Source organism: Bilophila wadsworthia ATCC 49260 (assembly GCF_000701705.1).
Classification (GTDB): Bacteria; Desulfobacterota; Desulfovibrionia; order Desulfovibrionales; family Desulfovibrionaceae; genus Bilophila; species Bilophila wadsworthia.
The window spans coordinates 1-18,185 of record NZ_JNJP01000026.1 but is presented as its reverse complement, the minus strand read 5'-3'; the positions used below and the strand labels follow the sequence as shown (position 1 = coordinate 18,185).

Sequence of the window (18,185 nt, the reverse complement as noted above, 5' to 3'; positions counted from 1 at the left end):
CACGGCCGGACAGGTATGCACACCTCGTTTTTTTCGGACATCATCGCACGGAAACCTGCGCTGTTTCGGGCTATGCTGGCCTTCAACGGTCGCTTGGGCTCCGTTGTGCCGGACTGTCCCGAAGCATGGCGCGTTCCCGGTTTGAACACGGCGATTGTGGCGGCGGAACTCTCGCGGCGTGGCTCGCCCGTATTGGCGTGGCCTGTCGCGCCGCCGGAAGAAGGGTTCTGGGATTTCACCGACGAGTCACGGCGTTTGGCCTTCCTGAGTGCGGAAGAGTTGGAGCGTCTGGGCAAAGTGTTCGGCGTGTGTGTCCACGCTGCGGAGCTGGCTCGCATTATCACCCGGGAGCCGGTCTTGGCCCTGCGTGAAGCCCTGGGGGAACCGCTGTACCGCTATGGCATCCAGCGCGGGCAGTATCAGCTCGGTAGTGTGCGGCAGTTTTTTCTGAGCCGCGACGTCCGGGAGCCGTTGCTGGAACGTATGCAGCGCCACGGCCGTCTGGCGATTGCCATTTGCCGCGCTCCTTGGCCCGCCGCCTTGAAGGAACGGGCCGCCGAGAATATTGAGGATGCTCCGCCGTCGGTGTCGCCTGCGGTTCAGCGGGCGGTATGGTTTGGTCTGAAGAAGCTGTTGCTGAAGGAGGTTGCACCGCAATGGGCTCCCTGTTTCGATTGACCGGGGACACGGTAACCCCGTCCGCCGGGACGCGTGTGCTCAAAGCCTCTGAGGCCGCCGTCCTTCTGGAGGCCAATGCCGTGCTCGACGCGGCCCGTGAGCGTGTGGCCGACATGGAGCGCAAGGCCGGGGAGGCCTATGAGCGGCGGCGCGAGGAAGGTTACCGCGACGGCGTGGAGGAAGGCCGCCTCGAACATGCCGAGAAGGTGATGGAAACCGTGCTGTCGTCGGTCGAGTACATCGAAGGCATTGAGGCCACGTTGGTGAATGTGGTTGCTGTGGCCGTGCGCAAGGTCATCGGCGAGATTGACGAAAACGAACGCATCGTCCGTATCGTCCGCAATGCGCTGGTGACGGTCCGCAATCAGCAGCATGTGACGATCCGCGTGGCGCCCGCTGATGAAAAGGCCGTCCGGGAGGGGTTGGCATCCATGCTGGCCTCCGTGCCGGGCGGGGCCAGTTTTCTGGATGTCGTGCCGGATGCGCGTCTTGAGCGGGGGGCGTGCCTTTTGGAAAGCGAGCTTGGCGTGGTCGATGCCAGCCTCGAGACACAGCTCAAGGCGCTGGAAAACGCCCTGCGCTCCAAAATCGCTTCATAGCGCGCACCGATTGCGGGGACAACGCCGACAACCGCTAGCCGTCTGCCCCATATGCGATCGCGGCCCGATTCATTGGTATACACGTTTCCCCCATTATAGAGCGGTGTGTGCCGTTGCACGGCACGGCTTGAGAAAGGACGTTTTGGGGCCACGCCCGCATTTTCGGCCCTTGCGGAGGGGCGATTGGGCGAACGCCTGCTTGGATCTCGCGGATATGGTTTGACAAACGGATGGATGCCCTATGGCCTTTGAATATATCGGAGCGCTTCTTGAGGAAGCGGTGCAGTCGACCGCCTCGGTGGAGGTGCGGGGCCGCGTGGAGCAGGTCGTGGGGACCATCATCCGGGCCGTGGTGCCGGGGGTGAAGGTCGGCGAACTGTGCATCCTGCGGAACCCGTGGGAAGACTGGACGCTCCGGGCCGAGGTCGTGGGCTTCGTGAAGCAGGTGGCCCTGTTGACGCCGCTCGGCGATTTGCAGGGCATTTCGCCCGCAACCGAAGTCATCCCGACGGGGGAAATCCATTCCGTGCCCGTGGGCGAAGATCTCCTCGGGCGCGTCCTGAACGGGCTCGGCGATCCCATCGACGGCGGGCCGCCGCTCAAGCCCCGGACCCACTATCCGGTTTACGCCGATCCCCCGAACCCCATGCTCCGCAAGATCATCGACAGGCCGATTTCTCTGGGCCTGCGCGTGCTCGACGGGGTGCTTACCTGCGGCGAGGGGCAGCGCATGGGTATTTTCGCGGCGGCTGGCGGCGGTAAAAGTACGCTCTTGTCCAGCATCATCAAAGGCTGTTCCGCCGATGTGTGCGTGTTGGCGCTGATTGGCGAGCGCGGCCGCGAAGTGCGTGAGTTCATTGAGAACGACCTTGGCCCGGAAGGGCGGAAAAAGGCCGTGCTGGTCGTTTCCACATCCGACCGCTCGTCGATGGAACGCCTCAAGGCCGCGTACACGGCCACGGCGGTGGCGGAATATTTCCGGGATCAGCACAAGAGCGTTCTGCTCATGATGGACTCGGTGACCCGTTTCGGGCGCGCACAGCGCGAGATCGGCCTTGCCGCGGGCGAACCCCCGACCCGGCGCGGTTTCCCTCCGTCCGTGTTTTCGACGCTTCCCAAGCTGATGGAACGGGCGGGCAATTCGGATAAGGGCTCCATCACGGCGCTGTATACCGTACTGGTGGAGGGCGACGATATGACGGAGCCCATTGCGGACGAAACCCGCTCCATCCTCGACGGGCACATCATCCTGTCCCGCAAGTTGGCGGCGGCGAACCACTATCCCGCCATCGACGTACAGGCCAGCGTCAGCCGTGTTATGAACGCCATCGTTACGAAGGAGCACAAGAAAGCCGCGCAGGCGCTCCGTAAGGTGCTGGCGAAGTTCGCCGAGGTGGAATTGCTCGTGCAGATCGGCGAATACAAGAAAGGATCGGATAAGGAAGCCGACGACGCGCTGGCCCGGATCAACGCCGTAAACGCGTTCCTCAGGCAAGGTTTGGACGAAAAAAGCACTTTTGAGGAAACGTTGCAGGCGCTGTATAAGGTGGTGGCCTGAGCGTGGAAAAGTATCCGCTGGCTCCATTGCTTAAGGTGCGCGAATACCGGGAGGATGCGGCCAAGAATGCCCTCAGTGCCGCCGAGCGCGCCGTGGTTGAGGCGCAGGAGGCGGTGGAGCGGTGCCGCGGGGAGCTGGAGCGCTACAAGGTCTGGCGTCAGGAAGAGGTCGAGCGCCGCTATGACGCGATCATGGGCAAGGGCCTGAGCCTCAAGGAATTGGATGTGTTCAAGGCCGGGCTCGGTGCGCTGGCCGATGGCGAGTTGAAGCTGGAAGAAGCCATCGCCCAAGCGCTTGAGAACGTAAAAAAGCGCCAGGAGGACGTACGCAAGGCCCGGGAGGCCGCGCGGCAGGCTCAGCACGAGACGGCCAAAATCGTGACGCATCGGGACATCTGGCTCGTCGAGGCCAAACGCGAGGCCGAGCGTCTGGAAGATTTGGAAATGGAAGAATTCAAACCGCTGCCGCCTCAGGGGACCGAAGGCGAGCTCTAGGGGCGTTTCACCCTCGAAGGGGCAGGAAGCATTGGGGAAAGGAAGGGAAACCTTTCTGGAGAGACGTTTTTCCCGTCCGGCTTCCTCAAATCTGCCGATACGGAAGCTATACCGCTCTTTCCAATGCCTTTTGCGTCCATTATGCCCTGCATTTTCGGGAATTGAGCGCCGGTTGGAGCGATAGCCCTTTCAAAATAAAGAAACCCGTCCACAAGCGGAGGAATGCGGGAGGTGTCGTATGGCTGACTTTATGAAGGTGGATATGTCCCGGCTCGGGCAGGCTGAAGGCCGATCTGCGGATTCCGGCATGGCCGCGCCGTCAGGTGCGGACGTGGATACCTTTCAGCAAGCCATGCGGCGGCGTCCGCTTGACGAACGGCAGGGTTCCGGAGGAGAGGAGTCCGACGGGGGACGTGGGGCTTCCCATGCTCCTGACGAGGATACCTCAGCCGAGGCCGAAGCGCTTTCCAGCATGTTTTCCCGGATGACCGGGCCGTTGGATACACTTTTTGCCGGACGCACGGCGCAGACGGCTGAAACGGCGGCTCCGTCCGGAGATGCTCCGGATTTGGGTGCGCTGGCGGAAAAGCTCGTGGAGCGGATTCTGGTTTCCGGGCCCGACGGGGGCCATGAGATACGCCTCACCCTTGGCAAGGATGTCCTCCCCGGAACCGAAATCCGGCTCCAGCGCGGGAGCGACGGCGTGCTGTCGGTACATTTGGCGACGGACAACGCGGCATCCTTTCAGACCCTCGTCGGCGCACAGGAATCCTTGAAGGCGCGGCTTGAGTCGTTTGAGAAGGATGTTCGCGTCGAAGTGGTTTCTGAACGGGGCGAGGCCGAAGCCGAGAACGGCGATGGGCGTCGGCAGTCGCGCGGCGAGTATGTCGCTCCGGACGAACGGGATGCCTGACCCCGGCGCACGGGGAGGGATGCCGCGCCGGCCGTTTGAAGAGGCGTAGCCCGAAACTTTTTGTAACAGCCCTCCATTGCCGGGGGCGGAGAAGTACATGGAGATACTGCCTTTCCGGGCTCCGGCGCTTTCGCCGCTTGAAGCGCATGTCTTCAACCTGCTGTGCACGCGGGCGCAGCCGTGGCCCATTGATGTGGCCGGTACGCCGTGCGCGTTGGAGGCCGGGGGCCTTGCGGCTCCGGTCCCTCCGGTGTGCGCTTTTGACGTCGTTTGCGGCGAACGGACATGGCGCGTGGAACTCGGCAGCCTGCGCTTGCTGGCTTTGCATCCGGCAGTGGCGGATGTGCCGCCGAACGCCGCACTGCCCGGGGCGCTGCAGTTGGCGGTTCTCGACTTGCTGGCCGCTCCTTTGGCGGAACTGGCGCAAACGTTTTTGCATGTGCCGCTGGCTGTCCGCAACGTCCGGATGATCGAAACGGCGGAACCGGCCGTTTGTGCGCTTCCCCTGACGCTGCACGTGCCGGTGGGGGCGGGGGCCTCCGCAGAGGCGTATCCGATCCCTGTCAGGCTGTGCCTCCCGGATCGGGAGAGCGCGCTCGAACTGGTGGAACGTCTGGACGCCTTGCCGCGCCGCCGCGCACTGGGGCTTGCCGGGGACGTGCCGGTTCCGGTCAGCCTCGAAGCGGGGCGTATGCGGCTTTCCGTCAACGAGCTGTCTTCCCTTGAACCAGACGATGTGCTGCTGCCGGAAACCTATCCGGCGCGTGAGGGCCGCGTTACGCTCCGCCTCTGCGCCACGTCGCGTTCCCTTGCGTTCGCCTGCTCCCTCGCGGAGGGCTGCGCGACCATCCTTTCTGTCTTGAATCCCGAGGAGGGGCCCATGTCCGACGAAAACAATACGGCTGCCGGGGCCGCGCCGTCCGAAGGCGTCGATACCGGCGAACTGGAAGTGACGCTGACCTTTGAACTGGAACGCCGCCTCATGACGGTGCGGGACGTGGAGACGCTCGCCCCCGGCTATACTTTCGCGTTCGGCGGCGATGCGCTCGCCCCGGTCACGCTGTACGCCAACGGCAAATCCGTCGGCAAGGGGCGCCTTGTGGATTTGAACGGGACGCTCGGCGTACAGGTCGTCAGCCTCGGCAAGGTGGGAGAGTAGGCATGACGGGCGTCAATCCGTTGTATTTCATTGTGGGCATGGCTTTGTTGGGCCTTGCTCCGTTTTTCCTGATGATGGTCACGTCCTACGTGAAGATCGTGGTGGTCACGTCGCTTGTCCGCAACGCCCTCGGCGTGCAGCAGGTCCCGCCCGCGATGGTCATGAACGGCCTTGCCATCATATTGAGCCTGTTCATTATGGCCCCCATGATGATGAGTACGATGGACATCGCCGAGAAACTCCAGATCAGCGCGGAGCCTTCGCCGAAGGAAGTTATCGGCATCGTCGACAAGCTGTCGCCGCCGCTGCGCAAGTTCCTTTCGGACAATACGGAGGACGGCGTGCTCCGGGCCTTCATGAGCACGGCGAAGCGTATCTGGCCCAAAGAACAGCATGATCAGATTTCCAAAGACAACATGCTGATCCTCGTGCCCGCGTTTACCATTTCCGAATTGACCAAGGCGTTTCAGGTGGGGTTCCTGCTGTATTTGCCGTTTATCGCCATCGACCTTATCATTTCCAATATCCTGTTGGCGATGGGCATGATGATGGTATCTCCCATGACCATTTCCCTGCCCTTCAAACTCCTGCTTTTCGTGACCCTTGACGGGTGGCTTAAGATCAGTCAAGGATTGCTCTTAAGCTACAAATAGCAACAACATCAGGAAGAACGTGTATGCAAGTTGTCACATCGGAACAGGGTTGCGTCAGTATCATTGCGCTTACCGGAAGGATCGACGCAACCACGGCGAGCAGTTTTGAAACCTCCTGCCGTGAGCTTCTGGATTCCGGGGCCAAAAAGGTCGTGGTGGATCTTGGTGGTGTCGAATACATCAGTTCCGCAGGGTTACGGGTCATTTTGACGATGGTTAAGGCGAGTAAGGCCGCCGCGGCGACGCTGGCGTTCTGTTCCATGCAGTCGATGGTGGCGGAAGTTTTCAAAATTTCGGGATTCAGCTCCATGCTCCCCATTTACGCCACGCGCGACGAGGCCGTCAGCGCCCTTTCCTGAGGAGGCGATCATGGCGACGCTCAGCGTTCCGGCCAGTCTTGAGCAGCTGGCGAATGTCAATGCCTTTATCCACGAGACCATCCCTTCTTCATACAGGCCGCTGATCCCGCAGGTGGAGCTTGCCGCTGAGGAACTTTTGGTCAACGTATTCAGCTATGCCTATCCGGATGTCCCGGGTGAGGCGCAGGTCGCCTGCCGGGAAGTACGGCTCGACAACGTGCCGTACTTCTGCTTCAAGGTGCAGGACTGGGGAGCCCCTTTCGATCCTTTCCTTGAAGCGCCGGTCCCGGACGTATCGCTCGGCGTGGACGAGCGGCCCGTGGGCGGGCTCGGCATCCATTTGATCAAGTCCGTAGTGGCCCACTATACCTATGCCTACTACGAACAGTCGAATATTATCGAACTCTATTTCGCGCTGCCCGAGTGATCCGCGTCCTGAGTTTTTGCCTGGCGGTGGGGATGTTCGTATCCGGCACGGCTTCGGCGGGCGTCATCCTGCATGAGGAGCTCTCGACGGACGAGCGCCCGGCCCAACGCCTGCGCCCCGTGCATCCCGGCGGCCAATCCGAAAGCTCCTTGCCGCCGCGTCCCTCCATCCCTACTGAAAACCTGCTCGACCAGATGGACATTTACGCGCTGTCGCCCCATGCGGCGGCGCTGTCCCTGCCGCGCATGGTGTCGCCGCAACTGGTTCTCCGCGCCCATGCCGGAAAAGGGACGCTCCCTCCGCCCGCCGTGTGGCGGGAACTCGTGGCCAAGGCCAGCGGCCGCTACGGGCTCGATCCCCGGCTTATCGCGGCGGTGATCAAGGTGGAGTCCAATTTCGAAACCATCGCTGAATCGGAGAAGGGCGCACAGGGGCTCATGCAGCTTATGCCGGGGACGCAACAGATGCTCGGCGTTATCGATCCTTTCGATCCCGAGGCCAATGTGGACGCGGGGAGCCGCTATCTGCGCCAGCAGATTGACCGCTTCGGCAGGCTTGATCTCGCGCTCGCCGCCTATAATGCCGGGCCGGGCAACGTCCTGCGCTATGGCGGCATCCCGCCTTTCGCCGAAACACAAGCCTACGTGAGCAAGGTGCTGTCACTGCTGGATGCCGACAACTGAGCAATCCGGCTATTCTTTTCAAGGAAAAGACTCTCTCGAAAACGTCCCCGCCGTATTCATCCTCGCGCCCTCTTCTTTTCCCCTTTCCCTGCAGAGCCCGCCGCCAGACAAAGAAAATCCCTCGCAGCACGGAAAAGCCGCCGCGAGGGATTCAATAAGGGTGGAAAGCCTTTGGTGGAGGTAGGTGGGGGGAGGAGGCCCCTTTTTCCAGAAAGGGACCTCCTCCCCCCACCTACCTGCTTACCATCGTTACTCATCAAACGTGGGCCGGTTCTCCGCCTTGATGGCTTTGCGGACATCGACGAATTCGGGCTCGCCCCACGGAAGGGCGGGGGTGCGCTTGGGCGCCACATTGACGAAGGTGCTCTCGCCGTTGATCTGAACGCGCACGGCTATGGTCCCGTCGGGAGACGCCTCGGCGGCCCGGACGCCTTTGGGCGAGTAGGAGGCCACGAGGCTGGCCGCGTCCTGAAGCGTTTCGTTGTCCCACGGGGTGAGCTGGCGGGCAAGTGCGAAAGGGCTCGGAAAGTCACGCACGCGGAGGATGGCGTCGCCGGGACGGACCAGACGCTCCAGCGCCGAGTTGTCCGCTTCGTTGCGGCCCATCGACAGCCAGTGATCACCGAACCAGTACTGACGCCCGATGTTGGACAATTCGAAGTCTTCAACCGTCGGCTCTTTGAGGCGCGTCAGGACCGGCCAATAGCGCCGGGAGTTTTCCTTTTCCGCCAGTTTGCACCCTCCGGCGGGTGTGGGGATCTCTTTCAGGCCCATTTGATCGGCCAACGCCATTTGGGACTTCCGGCCGCGCCCGAAGATACCGAGCAGCTTGTTGCGATCCACCAGGCCCGAGATTTCAGGGGCGGTCGGATCGAGCAGTTGGGCGCTGAGCGGACGGAGGAGGGACTCCTTAACCTCTGCGTCGCGGCGGATGACATTGAGGGTGTCGCGGCGCTGGGACATGGGGCGCTGCCCGAGCACTTCACCGGAGATAAGGAATGACGCTCCCCATTTTTTCATGAGTTCCCGCGCTTTGCGCATCATGAGGATTTTGCAGTCGACACAGGGGTTCATGACTTTGCCGAAACCGTGGGCGGGGCGTTCCCTCAGGAGGCGCACGAACGCTTCACCGACGTCCACGGCTTCCACCTCAAGGCCGTACACCTTCTCCCAGTGGGGGATCAATTGCGGCTTGCCGAAAAAGGGGGTGACAAAATGCAGGCAACGGACAACCAGCCCTTGTTCCATGATCAGGCGGGCAGCGAGGATGCTGTCCAGCCCGCCGGAAAACAGGGCAAATGCATGCGGAGTGGAGGTATTCATAAAGCTATTCTACTGCGCCGGATACATGAACACAAGCGTCTGTTGTGTTGGCGCACAAGGGAAAAGGGCATGGCGTCGGCGTTTGCCGGATCGCACATGCCCTTTTTTATGGGGGCATCGTCCGATGCCCCGAATGAGGTGTGGGAGAACCGCGGGACGCATACGGGTTCTCTCGACCCCCTTAGACAGCGGAAAAGCTGACTTTAGGGATGATCTTTGAACTTGTTCATCAGGTGTTCGTTGCCGCTGTGGCAGGGCGTACAGTCCATGACGCTCTTCATGTTGTCGGCTTCCTTGCCCTTGGCGTGGCATTCGCCGCAGGTGGTGACGGATTGCGGAGCAGCGAGAGCGGGCTTGAAGGTTCCGTCGATTTTAGCGTTCATGATTTCGACGGCCTTGTAGGTGACGTCGGCGGTGAGGCGGCCGCAGCGTTCGCTGCGCGCCTTGGAGTTTGCCTCAACCTTGTTTTCGAAGCACCATCGGCTCAGGGAGACGTGACACAGTACGGAATCGGCTACGCTGGTGGGAAGATCGCCCTTCACGCCCTTGGCGGCTTCGCCGGGGTTGAAGATGGGCAGTTTCGCCGTTTCGTACCAGCGGTAGAGTTCCGACACCATCGCATTGCGTTCCTTTCTTCCCCAGAAAAGGGCGTAAGCCGAAGCGGGGCCGAGCAGCGCGCCGCAGATGGTGCCCCAGTCGGAGATGCCGCCCTTGCCGACTTCGAGCATGGCAAAGGGGAACTGATTGTACGGGGCGCCGTATTTTTCGCCCATAAGGCCCACGATGGCGTAGAATGCGCCGTACGCGCATCCCAAGCCCTTGTGCCAGTAGCCGTCATAGGCCACGGCGGCGCATTCCTTCGGATCAAGCTTATGGGGCTTCCAACCAAAGTCCCCGTTGATTTGCTCAAAGCGTTTGGTCTTGGGATCCGCCGCAATACTGGTCCCCACAACGGATGCGACGGTACCGCCGACGGCGAGTCCGCCCAATGCCCCAAGTATCGCTCTTCTGGTCAGTTCCATAGCCACTCCTCCTTGCAAGCTTGTTTGTCCTTTTCTGCTCAATATCGTTTTTGCCCGTCACAGAGGACGTCCGTTCGGCATTTTTACCGATATTGGGTGATAAAAAGAGCCTTCTAAGCTTTTGTCCGCGACGCATGGCCTGCGTACAGACGTTTATCGAACGGGTTGTTCGACAATTCACGTGAAGGATGCCTTCAATCCATTATCCTGTCAATGGGGATTAACGGAAAAAGGGGACAGCTCCGTATGAGAGTTTTGCGTTTCTGAGCGGTTAGAGGGCAAAAAAAGTGCCCCGGGCGATTACGCCGAGGGGCACCTTTTTTCATCTGGGGAAAACTACTTGGTTTCGTGGAGCCACGCCTTCATCTTTTCCAGCTGGCGCGCCACGGACAACGGGCCGGTGCCGCCGGGGGCGTTCCTGCGGGCGACGGCGGCGCGGTATTCGAGCACGTCGAACACATCGGGGCCGATGCGATCGCACAGGCCCTGAAGCGCGTCAAGCGGCAGGGCTTCGAGCGAGAGGTTCTTCCCTTCGGCCAGCGCCACGGCGGAACCCGTGATGTGGTGGGCTTCGCGGAAGGGAATGCCCTTTGTGACCAGGTAGTCCGCAAGCTCGGTCGCGTTAAGGAAACCGGCGGTGAGGGCGCGGGCCATGCGGACTTCATCGAAGCGCAGGGCCTTCATCATGCCCGCCATAAGCTCCAGGGACGTGCTCAGGGTGTGGTCGGCGTCAAGGAAAGGCTCCTTGTCTTCCTGGAGGTCACGGTTGTAGGTCAGGGGGAGGCCCTTCAGGATGGTGAGCATGGCGGTCAAATCGCCGTACACCCGGCCCACCTTGCCGCGCATGATTTCGGCGACGTCGGGGTTTTTCTTCTGGGGCATGATGGAGGAGCCCGTGGCATAGGCGTCGGGCAGCTTCACGAAGCCGAAGGCCGGGTTCGACCACAGGATGATCTCCTCGCAGCAGCGGGAGAGGTGCATCATGGTCGTGCTGGCGCAGAACAGGGCTTCGATGACGAAATCCCGGTCGGACACGGCGTCCATGCTGTTGTCGAATGTGCCGTACATGTCCAGCTCGCGGGCCACGGATGCGGGATCGAGCGGGTAGGTCGTCCCGGCGAGGGCGGCCGCGCCGAGGGGGCTGATGCGGGTGCGCTTTTCGCAGTCGGCCATGCGCTGGACGTCGCGGCGGAGCATCCAGGCATAGGCGAGCAGGTGATGGGCGAGGCTGACGGGCTGCGCGGGCTGGAGGTGGGTGCAGCCGGGGAGGATGGTGTCCTGATGTTCTTCGGCGCGGGCCATGTATACGGCGGCCAGTTCGCGGGCGAGGCGCTGCCATTCGCGGAGCCGGTCGGAGACGAACAGGCGGAAGTCGAGCGCGACCTGATCGTTGCGGCTGCGGCCCGTGTGGAGCTTCTTGCCCACGTCGCCCACGAGTTCGGTGAGGCGGCTTTCGATGTTCATGTGGACGTCTTCCAGTTCTTTTTTCCACTGGAAGGTGCCGTCCTCGATTTCCGCGCGCACGGCGGCGAGGCCGGCGACGAGCTGATCGGCTTCCTCGGCGCTGATGACGCCCTGCCGGGCCAGCATACGCGCGTGGGCGCACGAGCCGGCGATATCCTGCTTGTACAGGGTCCAGTCGTAGGAAATGGACTGCGTATAGGCTTCGACGGAAGCGGCGGTGCCTTCGTGGAACCGTCCGCCCCAGAGTTTTTCTTTCGCCATTGGTGTCTCCGTGTTCGCTGTGCGCCTCCGGCGGCCGGGCTGCCGCCCGGACCTGCTTGGGGGGCATGATGCCCCCCAAACCCCCTCGGCGCGGAACGGCTCCCCATACGGCTGCGCCGCACGGGGAGCCGTTCCGCTTGAGAGGCTTTGAGAGACACACCCATCCATTCAGGCCGGAACCTGCCGGGGGACGTATGCTCGTGTTTGCCTAGTATGTTTCCCCGCCCTTCATCGACTCTTGCAAAAGTCTTGGGAAGGGGTGGGGAGGGTTTGGGAGGGGCGGGGAGAACCTTTCTTCAGAAAGGTTTCCCCGCCCCTCCCAATCTTCACAGTCAACTCATCTTACTTGATGAGGTCTTTGCGGTAGCCGCGGATGCGGAGGCTGTTCAGCTTGATGAAGCCGGCGGCGTCCTTGTGGTCGTAGGTGGCGCATTCCTCGAAGGTGGCGAGGTCGGCGCAGTACAGGGTGTTCTTGGATTCGCGGCCGACGGGCCATGCGTTGCCCTTGTAGAGCTTCAGGCGCACGGTGCCGGAAACGCGTTCCTGCGACTTGTCGATGAAGGCCTGCATGGCCTCGCGCTCGGGGGAATACCAGAAACCGTTGTAGATGGCTCCGGCGTAGGAGGGCATCATCATGTCGCGGATGTGCATGGTTTCGCGTTCCATCGTGATGCCTTCGAGGTCCTTGTGGGCCACGTAGATGATGGTGCCGCCGGGGGTCTCGTACACGCCGCGGGACTTGATGCCCACAAAGCGGTTTTCGACCATGTCCACGCGGCCGATGCCGTGCTTGCGGCCAAGTTCGTTCAGCTTCACCATGATCTGGGCGGGCGACAGGGCTTCGCCGTTCACCGCGACCGGGTCGCCGTGTTCGAAGGTGATGGTGACGTATTCGGCTTCATCAGGGGCCTTCTCGAACGGGACGGCCATGATATGGGAGGCTTCGAGGGGTTCTTCCCACGGATCTTCAAGCTCGCCGCCTTCGAAGCTGCAATGGAGCATGTTGCGGTCCATGCTGTAGTGCTTCGCACCGGAGGAGATCGGAATGTTGTGCTGTTCGGCAAAGAAGTTCAGGGCGGTACGGGACATCAGATCCCATTCGCGCCAGGGGGCGATCACGCGCAGATCGGGCGCGAGGGCGGCGGCGGACAGCTCGAAGCGGACCTGGTCGTTGCCCTTGCCGGTCGCGCCGTGGGCGAGGGCGTCGGCGCCTTCGGCACGGGCGATTTCCACGAGGCGCTTGGTGATCAGCGGGCGGGCCACGGAGGTGCCGAGCAGGTAGCGGCCTTCATACAGAGCGCCGGAGCGGAGCATGGGGAAGATGAAGTCCTTGGCGAACTCTTCGCGCAGGTCTTCGATATAGGCCTTGGTCGCGCCGGTCCTGAGGGCTTTTTCGTCCACGCCGTTCAGGTCGTCTTCCTGCCCCACGTCGGCGGTCATGGTGATCACTTCGCAGCCGTAGTTCACCTGAAGCCACTTGAGGATAACGGAGGTGTCCAGCCCGCCGGAATAGGCGAGCACCACTTTCTTGATGTTTCTCTGCTGAGCCATGAAATCTCTCCAATGAGATGAGGAATATGCTTTCGGAGCCGCGGACCGGGGAGGAGGGCGGTTCCGTTAGAGCCAGAGGTACGGGTTGTTGGCGAGTTCTTCGCCTACGTTGGTGTTGGGGCCGTGGCCCGGATACACCGCGGTTTCCTGCGGAAGGATGAAGATCTTCTTGTGCAGCGACTTGCGCAGGGCTTCCTGGCTGCTGCCGGGGAAGTCCGTGCGGCCCACGGAGTGGTAGAAGAGCAGGTCGCCGGTCATGATGCTGTTCAGTTCCGGGAAATAGATGGAAAGGCTGCCGGGCGTGTGTCCGGGCGTAGTCAGCACTTCACACTTGATCGAACCGAAGGTGTGCGGGCCTTCCTTCAAATCTTCCCATTTGAACGTCGTCACCGGAGGGAAACCCCATGCGCCGCTGCCGCCGAGCTCGGTGCCGAGCAGGGAGGCATCCCCGGCGGGGCCGTAGACCGGAGCGCCGGTCGCTTCATGCAGGGCCGCCACGCCATACAGGTGATCGAAGTGGAAATGCGTGCACAGGATGGCCCGGAGCGTGAGGTTCTGTTCCTTGAGCAAGGCGAGGACTTCGCCGAGGCCGCTGTTCAAATCCCCGCCCGGATCGACGGCGACGGCGTCCGAGCCGCTGATGACGATGTGGCAGTTGGTTTCAAGCGGCCCGATGGGAAATGTTTCGATGGGCATATTGAAATCTCCCTCTCTATGACAAGCGGCTGCCGACGCTCAAATAAACGGCTGCTCCGTTCCGCATGGGAAAAGAGAGCCGGAACAGGGCAGGCCGGTTGCGGCTGTAGGTTTGGCATATCCTTGGTGATCAGGATAAACTGCATGACTATAGCCCGAACCCGCCATTCGTGCAAATACCGCTCAATGGCGGAAAAACGGTCCCCGAAAAGCGCTTTCGCGGGATATTTCGCCAGTAATACATGTTATTCTTTGAATAAAAGGCGGAATGGCGAGGTCCGGAGCGATACAACCGATGGTCCGCCGTTCAGCAAAGTTTTTGCGGATAAGGGCGTATTCCGACAAAGGCCGGGGTGAAGGCGCCGCAACGCCCGTCAACCCGGCCCTGATTTCCCGTCAAACGGAAACTATTCCGCGTCGTCCTCGCTGCCGCCTTCGAGGGGGCGCGTGTATTTGCAGGTCTTTTCGGGGCAGGCGATGAACTTGCCCTTGGCCTTGGTATTTTTCAGCACCAGCAGCGGAGAGCCGCATTCCGGGCAGGGCTCGGCGATGGGCCAGTCCCACAGGGCATAATCGCACTGGGGATAGTTGCTGCACGAGTAGAATATCTTGCCGCGCTTGGAACTTTTTTCCACAAGCACGCCGTTGCAGCCTTCACGGGGGCAGGGGACGCCGGTGGAATAGGGTTCGGCGTGCTTGCAGTCCGGATATCCGGAGCAGGCAATGAACCGGCTGCCGGTGCGGGAACGCTTGAGCACGAGATCCTTGCCGCATTCGGGGCAGGTCCCGACCTTTTCGAACTCCGGCTTGACCTTTTCCTGAAGGTGGATCTGCCCTTGCTCGTCGCGGGTGTAGTTCGAGGTATACCGGCATGCGGGGTAGCCGGTACACGCGAGGAACTGCCCGGTTTTGCCGAACTTCACGGCCAGCGGCTTGCCGCACTCGGGGCAGGGGATATCCGTCACCGTATCGGTTTTGGCCTTGCCCATGCTCTTGGCGGCTTCGAGCAGCGTGGGATCGAAATCGTTGTTGAAGTTGCGGAGCAGGGCCACCCAGTCCTGCTGGCCTTCGGCCACCTTGTCGAGCAGTTCTTCCATGTGCGCAGTGAAGCCCACGTCCATAAGCGTCTTGAAGTGTTCGCGCAGCCGGTCGCACACCACGCGGCCCAAGTCCGTGGGCGCGAAATGCTTTTCCTCCAGCGTCACGTAGTCGCGGTCCTGAAGGGTGGAGATGATCGAGGCATAAGTGGAAGGGCGGCCGATGCCGAGCTCTTCCAGTTCGCGCACCAGCGAGGCTTCGGTGAAGCGCGGGGAAGGCTGCGTGAACTTCTGTTCCTTGGTCAGGCTGTTGAGCTTGAGCGTTTCGCCCTTGGTGAGGGCGGGCAGTTCCACGCCTTCCTCGTCCTTGCCGCGCGGCATGACCGCGAGGAAGCCGGGGAACAACATGCGCTCGCCCTTGGAACGCCACTGGACCGGGCCGTTGTCAATGGTCACGGTCGTATCGTGGAAGCGGGCCGCCGCCATCTGGGAAGCGACGAAGCGCGCCCAGATGAGCCGGTAAACCTGATACTGGTCCGGGGCGAGGTAGGGCTTGACGTCCTCGGGCGTGAGGGTCACGTCGACGGGCCGAATGGCTTCGTGGGCGTCCTGAGCGTCGGACTTGGTCTTGAAATTCCGCTTGCCGCCGGGGGCAAGGTAGTCCTTGCCGAAACGGTTTTCGATGAAATCCGCCGCCGCTTTCTGCGCTTCGTCCGCGATGCGCACGGAGTCGGTACGCATGTAGGTGATGAGGGCGGTCGTGCCGCGATCGCCGAGCTCAAGGCCTTCATAGAGGCGCTGGGCGATGTTCATCGTGCGCTTGGCGGGATAGCTGAGGCGCTGGTTGGCGGCCTGCTGGAGCGTGGACGTGATGAACGGAGGCATGGGCGCGCGGCTGCGTTCCTTTTCTTCAATGGCGGAAACCGTGAACGGAGCGCCTTTCATCGCCTTTTCGAGCGCGTCGGCGGTTTCGGTGTTGGGGACGACCGGCTTCTTGCCTTCTACTTTCCAAAGCTCGGCCTTGAACGGCGGCGGGATGCTGCCTTCAAGGATCGCCTTGAACAGCCAGTATTCTTCGGGCACGAAAGCCTGCCGTTCCTCTTCACGCTCGACGATGAGGCGCAGGGCCACGGACTGGACGCGTCCGGCGGAGATGCCGCGTTTGACGTTTTTCCAGAGGAGCGGGGAGATCTTGTATCCCACGAGGCGGTCGAGCACGCGGCGGGCCTGCTGGGCGTCGAACAGGTTGACGTTGAGGTCGCGCGGGTGATCCAGCGCCTCATGTACGGCACGGGAGGTGATTTCGTTGAACTGGATACGCTTGATGTTCGGATTTTTGTCCTTCAAGAGTTCGGCGACGTGCCACGCGATGGCTTCCCCTTCGCGGTCGGGGTCGGGGGCGAGGAAGACGGTGTCCACCTTGGAAGCCGCGTCGCGCAGGGACTGCACGACCTTTTCCTTGCCTTGGATGATTTCGTATTCCGGGGCGAAATCGTTGGCTTCATCCACGCCGATGTTGCTTTTGGGAAGATCCCGGATATGGCCCACGCTGGCTTGCACCAGATAGCCGGGGCCCAGAAATTTTTTGATGGTCTTCACCTTGGCGGGAGATTCGACGATAATGAGACTTTTGCCCATGTGCGCATCCTTTTGACTGAATCCGCCACGGAAAATGACCCGTGGCGCAGCACAACATACGACACTGGCGCGTAACGTCAAGCCGCAAAGAGCAAGAAATCGGTTACGGAGAACGTTCGGGGGAGGGAGCTTTCTGTAGAAAGCTCCCTCCCCCGGACCCCGCCCGTAAACGTATTGACGGGGGGGCGGCTGCGCGGAAGACGTTTGTTCCAGCCGGAATGAATGCCGTTTTTTGCGGAAAGCTTACGGGAAGCTCGGATCGCCTTGGACCGGAAAACCCAAACACGGTATTGGATAAAGATCTAGCTATACAAAAGGGATAGAAGTGTCAGAATGTCTGCTTTCAGAAAAAGCCCCTTCCTCACTTCCCGATATCTTCCTATGCTTTCTGATCGTTGAGGCGTTTCAGGGCGGCGGCACATTCGGCGCTGCCGAGATCCGCGCCCTTTTTGTACCAGACGGCGGCCTGTGCCGGATCGGCCTTGACGTCCTTACCCTGTTCGTACATTTGGCCGAGGTGCAGACAAGCGTCGGCGTCGCCGGCGGCAGCGGCTTTCTTATAGTAGTCGAGGGCCTTGCCCTTATCTTGTCCCACGCCGTAACCCTGGGCGTACAGATCGCCGATGGCGCTGTAGGCGAGGGCATAGCCCTGATCGGCCGCTTTCTGGAACCAGCTCATGGCTGAGGCGTAATCTTTTTTGCCTTCCATATGGAGCTGTCCAAGCTTGGCCTGAGCGGCGGCATAGCCCTGATTGGCGGCGGAGGTGAACAGTGTGACGGCTTGTTCCGTATCCTTCTTTACCCCGCGGCCCAGTTCGTACATCTGGCCGAGCAGGTATTCGGCGTCGGGGTGCTCCAATTTAGCGAGCGGTTCCACAATAATGAATGCTTCTTCGTAGCTGCCGTTGTCATAGGCTTTTTGGGCCTGCTCAACTGAGGGGGCCGGGGTTTCTTTAGCCGGATCCGTGGCAGCCGGAGCCTGTGTCTTTACGTCGGCCTTGGCGTCCTTTTTGGTATCCGCCTTGGCTTCAGCGGGTTTGGCCGCCGCTGGCTTATCCGCAGCCATAGCGGCAGGTTTGGCGGCTTGCGCATGTTCTTCTATGGCCAGGGCTTCCGCCGCCGGAGCCAGAGAAAGCAGCGTGACGGCGACGAGGGCGGGGACAACCTGTTTCGTATTGATCATGATCAGAACCTCCTGTCGGAATAGAGGGCGAACGACCGGAATCTCCGGCCTATTGGGGCGGAGGCGTTTCGACCCTTGGGGACCATAGAAAAACGGCTCCCACGCTAGAGGTCAATGATTTACCGTAACGATATGGCTGTGGCGAAGAAAACCGGGGGAAGGGGGAGGGAAACTTTCTACAGAAAGTTTCCCTCCCCCTTCCCCCGGACCCCCATCTCCCTCTCTTCAAAGACTTTTGGCTTTATCGAATCCCTGTTCATGCTTTTGGGGAAATGGAGGGAGGTCGTCTTTGTCAATGAGGAGAGTGCAGTCCTGAAAATATTGGGGGCCTTCTAAGGAAAAGTAAAGAGACACAAAGCTAAAAGAATCCCGTAAACCCAAACGGACCCGCGGGGACCGACAGTTTTGCTATAGCCGAGAACCGATGCGGCGGGCGGCTGCACAGATGAAAGTCTTGGGAAGGGGAGGGATGGGGCTTGGGGAAGGG

At 61.3% G+C, this 18,185-nt stretch carries 18 protein-coding genes; 11 read left to right on the top strand and 7 right to left on the bottom strand.

Annotation, left to right across the window (positions count from 1 at the left end; genetic code table 11):
* Positions 1–15 precede the first annotated feature (15 nt).
* The 10 genes from T370_RS0110505 to T370_RS0110460 all read left to right on the top strand — a co-directional run bounded on the left by T370_RS0110505 (position 16) and on the right by T370_RS0110460 (position 7,523).
* Positions 16–678: a hypothetical protein gene (locus tag T370_RS0110505; protein WP_029435689.1), complete on the top strand. Its 663-nt coding sequence runs from the start codon at positions 16–18 to the stop codon at positions 676–678.
* A complete protein-coding gene (locus T370_RS0110500) occupies positions 657–1,277 on the top strand; it encodes an HrpE/YscL family type III secretion apparatus protein (protein ID WP_005029290.1) in 621 nt (206 codons plus the stop codon). The genes T370_RS0110505 and T370_RS0110500 overlap by 22 nt, the downstream gene beginning before the upstream one ends.
* A gap of 241 nt (positions 1,278–1,518) precedes the next feature.
* The gene (sctN, locus tag T370_RS0110495; RefSeq protein WP_005029293.1) at positions 1,519–2,835 is read left to right on the top strand and encodes a type III secretion system ATPase SctN; all 1,317 of its coding nucleotides are present in this window, start codon (positions 1,519–1,521) and stop codon (positions 2,833–2,835) included.
* Between the two features lie 2 nt (positions 2,836–2,837).
* Positions 2,838–3,329, top strand: coding sequence for a type III secretion protein (locus T370_RS0110490; protein WP_005029295.1), 492 nt, complete (start codon positions 2,838–2,840; stop codon positions 3,327–3,329).
* A gap of 238 nt (positions 3,330–3,567) precedes the next feature.
* Positions 3,568–4,242, top strand: coding sequence for a type III secretion HpaP family protein (locus tag T370_RS0110485; protein ID WP_029435688.1), 675 nt, complete (start codon positions 3,568–3,570; stop codon positions 4,240–4,242).
* A 97-nt stretch (positions 4,243–4,339) separates the two neighbouring features.
* The gene (gene sctQ / locus T370_RS0110480; RefSeq protein WP_029435687.1) at positions 4,340–5,401 is read left to right on the top strand and encodes a type III secretion system cytoplasmic ring protein SctQ; all 1,062 of its coding nucleotides are present in this window, start codon (positions 4,340–4,342) and stop codon (positions 5,399–5,401) included.
* A gap of 2 nt (positions 5,402–5,403) precedes the next feature.
* Positions 5,404–6,054 carry a type III secretion system export apparatus subunit SctR gene (gene sctR, locus T370_RS0110475; RefSeq protein WP_009379588.1) on the top strand — a complete coding sequence of 217 codons (651 nt, stop codon included), beginning with the start codon at positions 5,404–5,406 and terminating at the stop codon, positions 6,052–6,054.
* Between the two features lie 23 nt (positions 6,055–6,077).
* A complete protein-coding gene (locus T370_RS0110470; RefSeq protein ID WP_029435686.1) occupies positions 6,078–6,413 on the top strand; it encodes an STAS domain-containing protein in 336 nt (111 codons plus the stop codon).
* A gap of 10 nt (positions 6,414–6,423) precedes the next feature.
* Positions 6,424–6,840, top strand: coding sequence for an ATP-binding protein (locus T370_RS0110465; RefSeq protein WP_005029307.1), 417 nt, complete (start codon positions 6,424–6,426; stop codon positions 6,838–6,840).
* A complete protein-coding gene (locus tag T370_RS0110460) occupies positions 6,837–7,523 on the top strand; it encodes a lytic transglycosylase domain-containing protein (RefSeq protein ID WP_029435685.1) in 687 nt (228 codons plus the stop codon). The genes T370_RS0110465 and T370_RS0110460 overlap by 4 nt, the downstream gene beginning before the upstream one ends.
* Positions 7,524–7,772: 249 nt before the next feature.
* Here T370_RS0110460 and T370_RS0110455 read toward each other — a convergent pair whose 3' ends face one another.
* From T370_RS0110455 to T370_RS0110425, 7 genes are all read right to left on the bottom strand, one after another.
* Positions 7,773–8,846, bottom strand: coding sequence for a DUF814 domain-containing protein (locus T370_RS0110455; protein WP_005029311.1), 1,074 nt, complete (start codon positions 8,844–8,846; stop codon positions 7,773–7,775).
* 203 nt (positions 8,847–9,049) lie between these two features.
* Entirely contained in the window at positions 9,050–9,868 is an 819-nt protein-coding gene (locus T370_RS0110450) for a split-Soret cytochrome c (RefSeq protein ID WP_029435684.1), read from the bottom strand.
* Between the two features lie 336 nt (positions 9,869–10,204).
* Positions 10,205–11,593 carry an argininosuccinate lyase gene (gene argH / locus T370_RS0110445; RefSeq protein WP_029435683.1) on the bottom strand — a complete coding sequence of 463 codons (1,389 nt, stop codon included), beginning with the start codon at positions 11,591–11,593 and terminating at the stop codon, positions 10,205–10,207.
* A 342-nt stretch (positions 11,594–11,935) separates the two neighbouring features.
* Positions 11,936–13,144 carry an argininosuccinate synthase gene (locus T370_RS0110440; protein WP_005029316.1) on the bottom strand — a complete coding sequence of 403 codons (1,209 nt, stop codon included), beginning with the start codon at positions 13,142–13,144 and terminating at the stop codon, positions 11,936–11,938.
* A 66-nt stretch (positions 13,145–13,210) separates the two neighbouring features.
* On the bottom strand, positions 13,211–13,840 hold the full coding sequence (locus tag T370_RS0110435) for an MBL fold metallo-hydrolase (RefSeq protein WP_005029318.1): 630 nt from the start codon (positions 13,838–13,840) through the stop codon (positions 13,211–13,213).
* A 407-nt stretch (positions 13,841–14,247) separates the two neighbouring features.
* A complete protein-coding gene (gene topA / locus T370_RS0110430) occupies positions 14,248–16,515 on the bottom strand; it encodes a type I DNA topoisomerase (protein WP_029435682.1) in 2,268 nt (755 codons plus the stop codon).
* Between the two features lie 379 nt (positions 16,516–16,894).
* Positions 16,895–17,698 carry a tetratricopeptide repeat protein gene (locus T370_RS0110425; RefSeq protein WP_029435681.1) on the bottom strand — a complete coding sequence of 268 codons (804 nt, stop codon included), beginning with the start codon at positions 17,696–17,698 and terminating at the stop codon, positions 16,895–16,897.
* A gap of 114 nt (positions 17,699–17,812) precedes the next feature.
* On the opposite strand from T370_RS0110425, the gene T370_RS0110420 reads away from it, so the two are divergent.
* Positions 17,813–18,034 (top strand): hypothetical protein, encoded by a 222-nt coding sequence (locus T370_RS0110420; RefSeq protein ID WP_029435680.1) that lies wholly within the window; start codon positions 17,813–17,815, stop codon positions 18,032–18,034.
* Positions 18,035–18,185 lie beyond the last annotated feature (151 nt).